At 70.1% G+C, this 12,863-nt stretch carries 10 protein-coding genes, 1 tRNA gene and 1 pseudogene; 4 read left to right on the plus strand and 8 right to left on the minus strand.

Annotated elements, in window-relative coordinates; translation table 11 throughout:
- Position 1: 1 nt before the first annotated feature.
- Together F9C11_RS15260 and F9C11_RS15265 are read left to right on the plus strand one after the other, a co-directional pair.
- The gene (locus F9C11_RS15260; protein WP_409185520.1) at positions 2 to 763 is read left to right on the plus strand and encodes an SDR family NAD(P)-dependent oxidoreductase; all 762 of its coding nucleotides are present in this window, start codon (positions 2 to 4) and stop codon (positions 761 to 763) included.
- Positions 764 to 781: 18 nt separating this feature from the next.
- Positions 782 to 1,147 (plus strand): MerR family transcriptional regulator, encoded by a 366-nt coding sequence (locus F9C11_RS15265; RefSeq protein ID WP_409185521.1) that lies wholly within the window; start codon positions 782 to 784, stop codon positions 1,145 to 1,147.
- 39 nt (positions 1,148 to 1,186) lie between these two features.
- Here the strand turns inward: F9C11_RS15265 and cutA are convergent.
- Both cutA and F9C11_RS15275 read right to left on the minus strand, forming a co-directional pair.
- A pseudogene (cutA, locus tag F9C11_RS15270) lies at positions 1,187 to 1,330 on the minus strand (divalent cation tolerance protein CutA); the annotation flags it as partial.
- 171 nt (positions 1,331 to 1,501) lie between these two features.
- A tRNA-Leu gene (locus F9C11_RS15275) sits at positions 1,502 to 1,575 on the minus strand.
- Between the two features lie 124 nt (positions 1,576 to 1,699).
- Between F9C11_RS15275 and F9C11_RS15280 the strand changes: the two genes are divergently transcribed.
- Positions 1,700 to 1,921, plus strand: a complete 222-nt coding sequence (locus F9C11_RS15280; protein WP_037358573.1) for a DUF3618 domain-containing protein — start codon at positions 1,700 to 1,702, stop codon at positions 1,919 to 1,921.
- Between the two features lie 488 nt (positions 1,922 to 2,409).
- On the opposite strand, the gene F9C11_RS15285 is transcribed toward F9C11_RS15280, so the two are convergent.
- Positions 2,410 to 2,895 (minus strand): hypothetical protein, encoded by a 486-nt coding sequence (locus tag F9C11_RS15285; protein ID WP_409185522.1) that lies wholly within the window; start codon positions 2,893 to 2,895, stop codon positions 2,410 to 2,412.
- A gap of 220 nt (positions 2,896 to 3,115) precedes the next feature.
- Positions 3,116 to 3,715 (minus strand): TetR/AcrR family transcriptional regulator, encoded by a 600-nt coding sequence (locus tag F9C11_RS15290; protein ID WP_409185523.1) that lies wholly within the window; start codon positions 3,713 to 3,715, stop codon positions 3,116 to 3,118.
- Positions 3,716 to 3,787: 72 nt separating this feature from the next.
- On the opposite strand from F9C11_RS15290, the gene F9C11_RS15295 reads away from it, so the two are divergent.
- A complete protein-coding gene (locus F9C11_RS15295; RefSeq protein ID WP_409185524.1) occupies positions 3,788 to 5,248 on the plus strand; it encodes a flavin-containing monooxygenase in 1,461 nt (486 codons plus the stop codon).
- A gap of 877 nt (positions 5,249 to 6,125) precedes the next feature.
- Here F9C11_RS15295 and F9C11_RS15300 read toward each other — a convergent pair.
- From F9C11_RS15300 to F9C11_RS15315, 4 genes are all read right to left on the minus strand, one after another.
- Positions 6,126 to 6,698, minus strand: coding sequence for a helix-turn-helix domain-containing protein (locus F9C11_RS15300; protein ID WP_409185525.1), 573 nt, complete (start codon positions 6,696 to 6,698; stop codon positions 6,126 to 6,128).
- 124 nt (positions 6,699 to 6,822) lie between these two features.
- The gene (locus F9C11_RS15305; RefSeq protein WP_409186912.1) at positions 6,823 to 8,268 is read right to left on the minus strand and encodes an LCP family protein; all 1,446 of its coding nucleotides are present in this window, start codon (positions 8,266 to 8,268) and stop codon (positions 6,823 to 6,825) included.
- 401 nt (positions 8,269 to 8,669) lie between these two features.
- Complete coding sequence (locus tag F9C11_RS15310; protein ID WP_409185526.1) at positions 8,670 to 10,847, minus strand: phospholipase A2; 2,178 nt, start codon at positions 10,845 to 10,847, stop codon at positions 8,670 to 8,672.
- Between the two features lie 518 nt (positions 10,848 to 11,365).
- Complete coding sequence (locus F9C11_RS15315) at positions 11,366 to 12,730, minus strand: GGDEF domain-containing protein (RefSeq protein ID WP_409185527.1); 1,365 nt, start codon at positions 12,728 to 12,730, stop codon at positions 11,366 to 11,368.
- Positions 12,731 to 12,863 lie beyond the last annotated feature (133 nt).

The raw sequence follows: 12,863 nt of genomic DNA on the forward strand, positions 1-12,863 counted from the left end.
CATGAGTGAAGGACAGTTCGCAGGCAAGGCCGTGATCGTCACCGGCGGCGGAACGGGCATCGGACAGGTCACCGCACGCGAGTTCGCCAGTCAAGGCGCGAACGTGCTCGTGGCCGGCCGGACGGCGGAGCGGCTCGCCGAAACCGCGGAGGGCTTCCCGCGGATCCGCCCGTTCGCCGCCGACCTCACCGAGGCGGGCGCCGCGGAGGAGATCGTCGCCGCGGCGCTTGCCGAATTCGGCCGGATCGACGTGCTGGTGAACAACGCGGGCATCGTCGGACCGGCCGCGCTCGGCGAGATCAAGCCCGGTGCGTTCGACGCCGTGGTCGCGACGAACCTGCTCGCGCCGGTCTACCTCGTGCAGGCCGCGCTGCCGCACCTGAGCGAAACCGAGGGCGCGGTGGTCAACGTGACGACCGCGATCGGGCAGCGCGGCTGGCCGATGCCGGGCCGCGAGTTCTACGCGGCGACGAAAGCCGCACTCGACTCGCTGACCCGAAGCTGGGCAGTGCAACTCGCCCCGCGCGGCATCCGAGTCGCCGCCGTCGCGCCCGGCCCGGTCGCCACCGAGATCTACGCGCGCGAAGGCCTGACCCCCGAACAAGGCAAGGCCCAGCACGAAGCCCTGCAGGAAATGGTGCCCCTGCGGCGGCTGGCCCGGCCGGAGGAGGTCGCGCACTGGATCGTCCAGCTGGCGGGTGCTGGCGCCGAGTACCTGACCGGCGTGGTGCTGCCCGTCGACGGCGGCGCAGTGATCGCTTAACGGCGTACCCTCGGGTCGGTGCGGATCGGAGAGCTGGCGAAAGCCACCGGCGTGACGACCAGGGCGCTGAGGTTCTACGAGGAGCAGGGTTTGCTGACCGCGGCCCGCTCCCACAACGGATACCGGCACTACGACGAGTCCGCGATCGAGCGGGTGGCGAACATCCGCTACCTGCTCGATTCGGGCCTCACGATGGACGACATCCGCCCACTGGGCTCCTGCCTGCAGGGCGACTTGCCCTCCCGCCGCTTGTCGTCGAGCGCGGTGGCCCTGGTGGACCGCCGGCTGGCGGTGCTGGACGAGCGGATCGAGGCGCTGACCCGGGCCCGGGAGAAACTGTCCTCGCGGGCGGCTGCTTCGCGGGGCGGGGTCGCTGGCGAGTAACGCGCTGGTGCCGCGACACCGCTGCGGACGCCGCGGTCCTCAACCTGGCCCGCGCGTGAGTCCTTCCGGCGCGGTCGCGGTGTCCAGCCAGGCGAGGTAGGCCGCGGACCCGCGTGCCAGGTCGATGCCGGTCACTTCCGGGTTGTCCCATGGATGCTCGGCGATGAGGCGTGCCTCAAGCTCGTCGTCACGGCGAGCCGCGCGGCTGAGGCCCGATCCGGGTGGTCGTCATGACGAGCAGGTGATCAGTCACGGCTGCCGCGGCTCGGCCTTCGCCTTGCTGCATTTCTGCTGCACGCGGTCGATGCGGACCCTCGGCCCGTCTTCCCGCGCCGCTGGTCAGCGTGGGAAGCGTGGGGCCGGAGAGACTCGAACTCTCACTGGCACGGACCTAAACCGTGTGCCTCTGCCAATTGGGCTACGGCCCCCAGGAACCAGGGATGATCGTAGCGCGCGCCACGTTCGGGTCTGCTCGGCGTGGCCAGTCGCGGTCGCGCGGGGGTTGTCCTCTACCGTGGACCGCCTACAGTCCGACTGCGGCGAGGAGGGCACGTGGCTCGCGACCCCGAGACCATCGAGCGTGAGATCGAGCAGGCGAGGACCGCTTTGGCGGCGACCCTCGACCAGCTGGGCACGAAAGCCAATCCGCAGAAACTCGCCGAGCAGGCGAAGGACGGCGTGCGCGCGAAGCTCGACAACCCGAAGGTCAAGTACCCGCTCATCGGGGCTGGCGTGCTGGTGGCCGTGCTGCTGGTGCGGAAGCTGTTCCGCTGACGGTTCGCTGAAGGGCCGTCGCGGTTACGCCGGGTGCTGCCGCGCCCCTTCGCCGGCTCCGTCCTGGATGGCGGATGGCCTGCCCTGATCGTTACGCCAAGTGAACTTCGTGAGAAGTGCCACTGAACCAGGGGTCACCTGTTTGGTGGTCGCTCATCTGGGTCGGTCGGGGGCATCACGTTCGCCGAATCGGGCTACCCCTTGAGGGTGACGAGGCGGTTTCTTCCGCCGTGGCCACGTGTCGGCAGGCGTGAACACGCGAGCGGCGCGCAACGCGGCGCAGACAGCCGAAATAGGCCGCGTTCCAGCAGCGATGTGCACGGGGCGAGTGGCGCGCAAGGCGGCAACGGCAGCCGGAAAAGGTCACCTTCAAGCAGCAATGCGCGCGGGGCGAGGGTGCGCGAAGCGGCAAAAGGGCGCGCTCAAGCAGGGACGCGCACAGGGCGACTCAGCCCGCGAAGCGGGTGCGGAACTAACGCAAGTAAGGGTCAGGCCCGAGCGACCGGCGGAGTAGCCGACGCGCCCGCCGTCACGCCGGGGCGGTTCGGCTCTTCAGGCTTGCGGTCCTCGACCTCTTTCGGCAGCTGCTTGCTCGGCGGCAGCGCCGGCTTGGCGGCCTTGTCCTTCTCCGCAGCGGCGGCGGCGGACGCGGGCGGCTCAGCCTTGCTGGCCTCCGCGGAAGCGTCCTTGGCCGCCTTGGCACCGCCCGACGGCGGGATTTCCAGCGGCTCGATCTCCGGCAGCGTCAGGCGGGCGGCCATGTACGCGCTGGTGAACTCCAGTGCGTTGCCGTTCAGCAGGTGCACGACCGTGGGTCGCTCGTTCGGGGCGAGCTTCTCCACGAGCTGGTCGGCCCGGTCGCGGGCGGCGATGATGCCCGGCGCCTTGCCGGTCAGCTCCTTGCCGCGGCCGCTGACGGTGATCGTCCAGTCGTCGTTGTCGTGCTTGTACGTCGCCGTGATCGTTTCCACCACTGCCTCACCCCTCTCGTCATCAGCATGCGTCACAGGTCGAGACCCGGCCACCGCAAACTCATGACGCGATTCCTGCCTGCCGGCCGCTGGCGCGACACTCAGTGTGTCTTTCTACCGTGTCATCGATACCGTAAGAAAACTCTGTGTCACAAGTAACGGGACGAGATGTGCGCTGAGTGACGACCGAATGGCCTAATGCACGGTCGTCTTCACGTGCACACTAGATCGCGCGCTGTGACAACCCGGCCCAGAGCAGATCCATCGCGTACTCGGTGGCCTTCTCCGGAGTCACCTCGGGGAAGCGCTCGCACCAGATCGCCAGCCGCTCGCAGGCGCCGACCACGAACTCGGCCGACGCTTCGGCGCGCAGGGTGTCCTCGTTGTCGAAGTAGCCGCTCATCAACGCGGTGATCAGGTCGGTCTGCTGGCGGCGGGTTTCCTCGATCTCGTCCGCGGCGGGGGTGCCGATCAGCGCCATCTCGTGCCGCAGCAGCGACCAGGCCTGGCGGCGCTCGCGGATGAAGACGAAGAACGCCAGCAACCCGCGGCGCAGCGCCTCCTGCGCGGACTCCGCGCCGACGATCGACTGCTCGGTGGCCTCCTGCAACGCCGAGCGCGACTGCCGGATGCACGCCAGCAGCAGGCCCTCTTTCGAGTTGAAGTACTCGTACAGCATCGGCTTGGACACGCCGACCAGCTCGGCGATCTCGTCCATCGACGCCATCGCGTAGCCGCGCTCGCCGAAGACCTGCTCGGCGACCTCGATCATCTGCCGTTCCCGCTCGGCTCGGGGCATGCGCTTGCGCTTGGCGGTGGTCATGGCGCACACTCTACCGCCAGTAACCTACTCCGAGTAAGCTGGACTTCGGGTAACAGTTAAACGGGAGGACGCATGGGCAACCGCACCGAGACCGGCGTGATCGTGGTCGGCACCGGGTTCTCCGGGCTCGGCATGGCGATCCAGCTGCGCAAGGACGGCCGCGACGACTTCGTGGTGCTCGAGAAGGCGCACGACGTCGGGGGGACCTGGCGCGACAACAGCTACCCCGGTTGCGCGTGCGACATCCCGTCGCACATGTACTCCTTCTCCTTCGAGCAGAACCCCGGCTGGTCGCGCGCGTACTCGCCGCAGCCGGAGATTTACGAGTACATGCGCGGGGTCGCGGACAAGTACGACCTGCGCCGCTTCATCCGCTTCGGCCAGGAGATGACCGGCGCGCGCTGGGACGCCGAGGAGAACCGCTGGCACGTCAGCACCCGCGGCGGCGCCGAGTTCGTGGCTCCGGCGCTGGTCGCGGGCGTCGGCGCGCTGCACCGGCCGATGATCCCCGATCTGCCGGGCATCGAGCGGTTCCAGGGCCGCGCCTTCCACTCCGCCGAGTGGGACCACGACTTCGACTTCGCCGGCAAACGCGTCGCCGTGGTCGGCACCGGGGCCAGCGCGGTCCAGTTCGTGCCGAAGATCGCGCCGGAGGTGGCCGAGCTGACGCTGTTCCAGCGCACGCCGCCGTGGGTGATGCCGAAGGCCGACCGCGACATGCCAGGCTGGCTGCGCGGACTGTTCCGCGCGGTGCCGCCGGTGCAGCGGCTGTACCGGAATTTCCTTTACTGGACCCTGGAAGCGCGCGCGATCGGCTTCAACGGCCAGCCGTGGATCATGAAGATCGGGCAGCGGCTCGCGAAGGCCAACATCGACCGCGCGGTGAAGGATCCGGAGCTGCGCGCCAAGCTGACCCCGGACTACACCATGGGCTGCAAACGCGTGCTCATCTCCAACGACTACTACCCGGCGCTGGCCCGCGACAACGTCGACGTGGTCACCGACGGCGTCGCCGAGGTGCGCGAGCACAGCATCGTCGACCGGGCAGGCGTCGAACACGAGGTGGACGCGATCGTCTACGGCACCGGGTTCCACGTGACCGACGCGTTCGACAGCCTGGAGATCGTCGGCCGCGACGGCCGGAACCTCTCGAAGGAGTGGGCGAGCGAGGGGATGCGGACGCACCTCGGGATCACCGTCAACGGCTTCCCGAACCTGTTCTTCCTCCTCGGGCCGAACACCGGGCTGGGCCACAACTCGGTGGTCTTCATGATCGAGGCGCAGATTTCCTATATCGCGCAGGCACTGCGGCTCGCCGGCGGCCGGGCGCTGGACCCGCGCGAGGACGTGCAGGAGCGGTTCAACGCGCAGGTGCAGCGGAAACTGGAGAAGGGCATCTGGACCCAAGGCGGCTGCAAGAGCTGGTATCTGGACGCGAAGGGCGTGAACCGGACGCTGTGGCCGGGCTTCACCTGGCGGTACTGGCTCGACACCCGGACGGTCCGGCGGGAGGACTACGAACTGCTCGGGTGACCCCGGCACGAGGGGGACTTTCGCGGCGGGGGATGGAGCCGCGAAGGCCCCCTCGTGGTCCGTGTGGCAGTCCACAGTGGACTGCCAAGTACGAGGGGGACTTTCGCGGCAGGGGAGGAGTCGCGAAGGTTCCCCTCGTAGTGCGCGGGCGGCGTTCGGCGCGGAGCGGGTCGCTCCACAGTGGACGCTGCGGGGGCGGGGTTTCGGTCGGGCGGAAGGTGATTTGGGTGGTCGGGGTTGTGCGGTGGTTGGGTGGAAGGGGCTTCGGCGGCCGGGGTCGTGCGGTGGTTGGGCCGAAGAAGCTTCGGCGGACCAGGTGGCGTTGCGGTCGGGCGGAAGGACCTTCGCTGGACGAGGTTGAGCGGTGGCCAGGCGGAGAAACTTCGGCAGACGAGGTCGGGTTGCGGTTGAGCGGAAGGAATTTCGCTGGACGAGGTCGCGTGGTGGTCGGGCGGAAGGAGCTTCGCCGGTCGAGGTCGGGTGGTGGTCGGGCGGAGGAAGCTTCGCCAGCCGGGGTCGTGTTGCGGTCGGGCGAAAGGGGCTTCGGTGGACGAGGTCGCGTTGCGGGCGAGCGGAAGGAACTTCGCCCGCCGAGGTCGCGTGGTGGTCCGGCGAAAGAAACCTCACCCGCCGAGGTCGTGTTGCGGTTGAGTGGAAGAAACTTCGCTGGGCGAGGTCGAGCGACGGTCAGGCGGAAGAAACTTCGGCAGCCGAGGTCGCGTTGCGGACGAACGGAAGGAACTTCGCCGAACCAGTCCGCCCCAAGGTCGAGCGGAACCTCACCCGCCAAGGACGCGCGGCGGTGAAGCAGTACGAGGGGGACTTTCGCGGCAGGGGAGGAGTCGCGAAGGTCCCCCTCGTGGTCTGTGGGTGCGGGTCAGGCCGGAGCGAGCTTGCGCAGGTGTGAAACCAGCTCCGCGGTCGGAAGGCCGCACAGTTCGGCCATTCGTTCCAGTGCCGCGAAGTCGAACGACACCTCGTCGGCCGAGGCGGTCGCCGAAGCGGGTTGGCTCGCGGGTGCGGAAGGGGTTGGCGTGCTTGCGGATCCGGGTGCCGGAGCGGCAGCGTTCGCCCGGGCGGGCGAGGCTGGCATCGCGACTCCGTTCTGCCGCAACCTTCCTTCTGCCCAGCGCCGCAGCGGCGTCAGTTCCGGGCCGGCCTCCGCGACGACTCGGCGCAGGTCCACGCGGACCCGTCCTGGTTCCTCGGTGAAGACCCGGCTGTGCACTTTCGCCAGCAGATCCTGCGGAAGCTCGTCCATCGCCACGCACAGTTCGACCAGGCGCACCACGGAACACTGCCGCGTGCCCAGTTCGTACGTCGCCAGTGTCTGCAGCGAGATTTCGCTCTGCAGATGCGCGTTCAGCTCTTTGCGCGTCCATCCCCGGCCACGCCTGAGCTTGCGCAGCTCGTCTCCCAGCACCCGCTGGTAGTGCTCAGCGTCGATCACGGCCCCTGCCCCTCAACCAACTTCGCGGACGCGGGCTTGCGTCCCGGTGGTGAAAGTGCCGAAGCGGCCGCTCATTACGCGGGTTTCGGGAGAAATTTCTACTTGCCCCGAATGGAGCAACGCGTCAGTTGACGCACGGCACGCCGTCGGCGGTGATCGGCTGGTCGTCGCTGCCCGGACCGGTGGGCGTCGACGGGGGCGCGGCCTGCTGCTGCGCCGGAGGGGCTTGTGCCGCACCGGTTCCGCTCGACGCGCCGGCGGACGGCTCGTAGTCCGCGCCGAGGAAGACCCGCACGTGGCCCTTGGGCACGCTCTTGTCCTCCTGCACCGTCGCCTTGGTGCCGAGCGCGTCGGCGACCGCCTGCCCGGCCGCCTCGCCGCCGGTTGGGACCCAGATCACAGTCGTCTTGCGCGAAGACGCGTTGTCCGTGTCGCCCGCGGTGAAGCCCTTTTCCACCAGCTGCTTGGACACGCTCGCCGCGAGACCCGTGCGGTCCGAGGCGTTGCGCACGTCGACTGTCGTGTCCTTATGCGACTCGTCCGGCTTGGGCGGCTGCTGCTGCGCCGGTGCGCCGTCGGCCCCGGCCTGCGGGCCGGCGAGGCTCTGCACGAACGCCTTCACCTTCGCCGGGTCGACCTTCACCGCGACGCCGTCGGTCGGCGTGCGGTACTCGACGTTGTCGACCGGGATGGTGCGGAACTCCAGCTGCCCGCCGGTGAGGCCCTTCATCTGCTGGGCGAAGTTGAAGATGTCCCAGTTCTGGTTCAGCACCACGGACTTCTTGATGGCGTCCACCAGAGCGTTGAGCTTGCCCGGGTCGGTCAGCGTTCCCGCGGAGAGGACCTTGCGCGCCATGCCCGCCATGAACACCTGCTGGCGTACCACCCGGTCGAGGTCGCCGCGCGGCAGGCCGTGCCGCTGCCGGACGAATTCCAGCGCCTCGACCCCGGAGATGGTGTGCTGGCCCTTGGTGAAGTTCGCGCCGGAGTACTCGTCGTCGACGTTGTTCTTCAGGCAGACGTCCACGCCGCCGACGGCCTTCGTGATGTCGCTGAAGCCGAGCAGGTTGATCGCCGCGTAGTTGTCGATCGTGGACCCGGTCAGCTCCTGGATCGTCGCGATCAGCAGCCGCGCCCCGGCCTGGTTGGCCTTGACGTCGAGTTCCTTCGGGTCGGTGACGCCTTGGGCCTGCAGGTCCTTGCGCGCCTGCAGCATCGCCCTGGCGTACGCCGAGTTGATCTTGTGCTTGCCGTAGCCGGGGATGTCCACGTACGAATCGCGCGGCAGCGAGAGCGCGACGGCCTTGCTGCCGTCGTTCGGGATGTGCACCAGGATCAGCGTGTCGGTGTTCAGCTCGCCGTCCGATTCGCCCGCGCGCAGCTGGGCGAGCAGTTCCGGGGAGAGCGGGTTGCCCTGGGCGTCGGTGCGGCTGTCGAGGCCGACCAGAAGGATGTCGCGGGCGCCGTCGGCGGGCTTGTCGCCGCCCCCGCCCTCGCCGATCACGTCGGAGTAGTTCAGCCCGTTGACCAGGCCCTGCAGCGACGCCCACGCGTATCCGGTGAGCCCCATGACCAGCAGGGACACCACGGTGAGGGCGATTTTGGCGCCGCGCAGGCCGCCGCGGCGGGACCCCCGGTACGGACGGCGCGGGGGCGGTCCGGAACGCCGGGGCGGACCCGGGGCAGGCGGTTCGCGTCGCGAGCGGGGCGGCGGTCCGGGCCGCCGCGCCGGTCCCCGGCCGGGCTGGTCCTGCCACGAGCGGGCGGGGCGGCGATCGCCTTGCCCGTTCCGAGGCGGGTAGTCCACGGGGCCGGCTCCTTCTCGTCGTTCTGGTCGTCCGCTTCTGGAGACGCATGGTGCCGGGCGGGGGTTGCGAAGGATTCGCACCTCCCCCGGGCGGTGTGGTGTGCACCACCCATATTCCGTTATCCGAAGCAATTTCGCCCGGTCGGCGGTACGCGTGTCGCCGGTCAGGGCGCCGCGGTGGCCGCCCGCTTCGCCGGCACCAAGCACGAACCGGCTCCGGCCAGCGCGAACACCGCGGTGAGGAGGTGCAGGACGACGATCGCCGCACCGTGGGCCTCGTCGCCCGCGGCGGCCACCAGCGACGGGACGCAGGTCAGCGCGGCGGCGAACCACGTCGCGGCCGAGGTCGCCGCGCCGCCGGTGCGGACCGCGTGCAGCAGCAGGACGCCGAGGAGCAGGTGCACGAGGCTCTGGACCGGGTCCAGCCGCAAGCCGAGCACGTCGGCGTCCGCGGCTTCGGCTCCGAAGCGGGCCAGCGCGAGACCGAACACGCCGAGCGTCGCGTAGCCGATGCCCAGTGCGGCGGCGGCCTGCGTGAGCAGCACCTGACGGCGGCCGGTCGGAGGGTGCGGAAGCGGGGCGACGGGTGCTTCGGCGGCCTTGGCGGACTTGCCCGGGTGCCGCTCGAACCACCAGAACACCAGCGCCGCGGGCACGAGCAGCAGCGCCACCGCGGCGAGCATCCGCGGCCGCAGCAGCCAGCTCAGGCCGTCCGCGATCGGACCGGGCAGGTAGACCACGGCGACGAGCAGCAGCATCGCGGCGAGGAACGCTAGGTACAGGCTCATCGGCGCGCGCAGCATGAGTGCGGCGGTACGGGTGACGCGGTCGCGGGCGGCCCAGCGACGCAGCGGTGTCGCGAGGAGCCCGACGAGGCCGAGCTGCGACACGCCCAGCAGCAGTACGGTCCACGGCCGCGCGGACAGTGCAGCAGGCGCGCCCGGGTTGCCCAGTAGTACTGGCGAAGCGTCGAAGGCGAACACTGCGACCGCGAGGGCCGCGACGCCGCTTACGGCCGCGACGGCGAGCACTGGGCGGCGAAGCCGGACTCCATCCGCGTACGCGAACGCCACTTGTTGCGCGAGGAGCGCTAGGCCGAGCGTGGCGGCGTAGCGCGGCCAGGACACGTCTGTCCAGCTAGCGGCGAGTTCACCGGCTACGACGACGGCGGTCAGCGCCGCGACCGACCACAGCCGCGTACGGCGGTAGAGCGCGAGCAGCAGCGGTGCGCCGACGACAGTCAGCAGGTAGACGCCCAGCAGCCACAGCGGGTGCAGCGCGATCCGCATGACGGTGGCGTTGGTCCCGGCCGGGATGCCCAGCAGCTCCAGTGCCAGCGGGACGATGAGGGCGACCACGGCGAAGATCAGCGCCGGGCGCAGCAGCGGGCTGGACCGTTCGGCGAGGTAATGCCGGTAGCCGCGGTCGCGTTCGGCCCGCCAGCCCGCCGCGTTGGCGAGCCCGCCGGCGAAGAACAGCAGCGGGGTGAGCTGCGCCAGCCAGGTCAGCGGCCACCAGGTCGGTTCCGGCGCGCCCGCCCAGTCGGCCAGCGCGGTCGCCGATTCGCCGACCATGAGCAGCACCGCTCCGGCGATGCCGAGCACCGCCCAGGGCCGGGGGACGCCGCGGGGCAGGCGCGGACGCGGGGCCGTGCGGCGGGCGGTGTGCCAGCCGCGCAGCCGCATCACGAGCAGGCAGCCGATCACCAGGACCCCGGCGACCATCGGGCCGATCGGGTCGCCGACCGGCGGACCCCAGCGCTGATGCCACGAGTTGACCACCAGCCCGCCGGTGAACACCGACGCGACCAGCTGGCAGGTGCGCTCGGAGTTCATCGGGTTCAGCTCGCAGGTGCGGTGCATGTCCTGCTCGAGCCGGTCGTCGAGCGCGGCCCGGGCGGACTGGTCGAGCGGATGGCCCTTGTCGTTGGCGTAGCGGAGCAGGTCGTAGCCGAGGTCGTGGGCCTTGCACGGGACGGAGAAGTCCCACTTCGTGTTGTCGTCGCCCCACGGGGCGGAGCAGCCGCCGTCGAGATGCGCCGCGCGGACGGTGCCGTCGCGGGCGGGCAGCGCGCCGGGCTTCACGCCGGTGACCGCGGTGAAGTCCTTGGGCAGGAGCGCGAGCGCGGTGGCTTGCCCGTCCGGGTGGGCGAGCGCGTCGACCGCGTTCCGCGCCGCGAGCACGCCGCCGGTCGGCGGGCCCTGGTCGGGCGGAGACGCGGGCCGGGAGGCGATCAGGCCGAACCCGAACACCACGAGCAGGACGAGCAGCAGCCAGCCGGACGTCGACCAGGGTCGGCGAAGGCGAACGGCGGCCGGGGCACGGTCGTCGGTGGCTGGCATGCGCACCAGGGTGCCAGCCCGGCGCGCGATCCGGGAGGCGGCTGTCCCCCTCACCTCCGTGGGGGATAACCCCCAGAGGGTCTGACCTGGGCGGGTCGCGCTGGGCGCCCCGGCAGTCGCCTCGGGTGCACCGGCTGGGCCGGACGGCTCTCGCGGGAAGTCCGTGCGGGCGCCGTCCCCTTCCGGACAGCAGCTGGTCCTGAGGGAATCAGAGTCCGTGACGGGCTCCCTCACGGACCTCGGCCTCGTGCGCCGGGTGCGTCGGCGGGCTGGGCGATCCGGGCCCGGCGGTCGAGTCCGCGGGAGCCGGGACGGGATTTCCGTCCTCGGCCATCCGGGTCCGGCAATCCTCGCGGCGGTCGATCCGTCCCGAAAACCGGCCGGTGCGGTTAGCGGTCCGGCCGACAATTAACCCGGCGGCTCAATCCGGCGGCGGAACGGGGAACCGGTCGTCGCGGACAGTTGCTGAATCGGTTTCGCGATTAATCGCGAACAGTGCCGGTGATCGGAATTGTGGATCACTCGGACGGCAGATTCGCGTCCGCGAACCGCACCTGGTTCCGGCCGCCTTCCTTCGCGGTGTAGACGGCCGCGTCGGCGGCTTGCAGCAACTGTTCCAGTTCCGTTCCGTTCACGCCGAGCAATGCGACGCCGATCGAAGCGGTACGGCCGGTGATCAATGCGGAACCGCCGCGTTTGTCGGTCGTCACGATGCGCTGATCGGCGATTGCGGTACGGATCCGTTCCGCGGTCACCTTCGCCGCCGTACTGTCCACATCGGGCAGCAGGATCAGGAACTCCTCGCCGCCGAAGCGGCCGATGATGTCCTTGGGGCGCGTGATCTCGTCGAGAGTTTGCGCCACCGTGCGGAGCACGTCGTCGCCCGCCGGATGGCCGTACGTGTCGTTGATCCACTTGAAGTGGTCGAGGTCGATCATCAGCAGTGCCAGGGTTTCCCCGCCGCGCGCGGCCCGCGCCAGCGCGCGTTCCGCGGACTCCGACCACCCGCGCACGTTGAAGATCCCGGTTTTCGGATCGGTGCGCGCTTCGGACTGCAGTTGGTTGATTTCCGCCAGCCGGTTCCCGAGCACCGTGATCAGCACGAGGATCACGATCGCCGGCGGGATGTTCACCAGCAGGATCGTCGCGATGGTCCCGAGGCTGATCGTCGACAGCTCCAGCAGGTTGTCGTCCTTGGTGCCCAACACGTTGCGCAGCGTGGGCGCGGACGTGCCGCCGAGCGCGAGCAGGCCGCCGATCACGATCGCCTGCAGCGCCGCGTAGCTGAAGCCGACGAGCATCAGGATCCCGAAGACCTGCAACGAGTTCGCGGGCGAAAGCCGGGCCAGTTCGGCGGACGCGAAAGTCTGGTACAGGTGGTGTGCCAGCAGTGCCGACACCGCATGCGTGAACGAGGTGAACACGAACTTGTGCGGCGGTCGCCGGGAGTTGAACCACCGCTGCACGCGCAGGAGCGCGATCAGCAGCAGCGTCAGCGGGATCGGCAGCAGCAGCGCGGCCGGGAACACCCAGATGCCGGTCAGGTCGATGTGGACGGCGGTGACCCGGTTGCGCCGCCGTTCCTCCTGCCGCCGGGTGAGCTGGATGTGCACCGTCGCGCACCCGGCGAGGATCGCGAACCGGCCCCAGTCCACGAGATCCGGGCTCGGCGACGCGATCACGCCGAAGGTCAGCAGCGCCGCCGCGATCGCGTCCCAGGCGAGCAGGAACGCGACCATCCGGCGCGGTTTCGTCCAGAGATCCCACGAGGAAACGGGGTTCGCGGCGAGCACGGCGCGCAGCCGTCCGGCGAAGCCCGTCGCGGCGGGCGGTTCCTCCCCGGGGCCGCGGCGTTCACCGCGCGCCGGTTCGGTTCCGGGCATCGGGCCGTGCCTCCTCCGGTGTCGGATGCGGTTCCCGGACGGTTCCCGGTTCTGCGCCGTTATCAGTTGCCGGTATCATCTCACTCACCGACTTCGAACGCTGTATTCGGTAGTCTCCGAACCCGGAGACGCC

The sequence above is a fragment of the Amycolatopsis sp. VS8301801F10 genome (assembly GCF_046195355.1).
Classification (GTDB): Bacteria; Actinomycetota; Actinomycetes; order Mycobacteriales; family Pseudonocardiaceae; genus Amycolatopsis.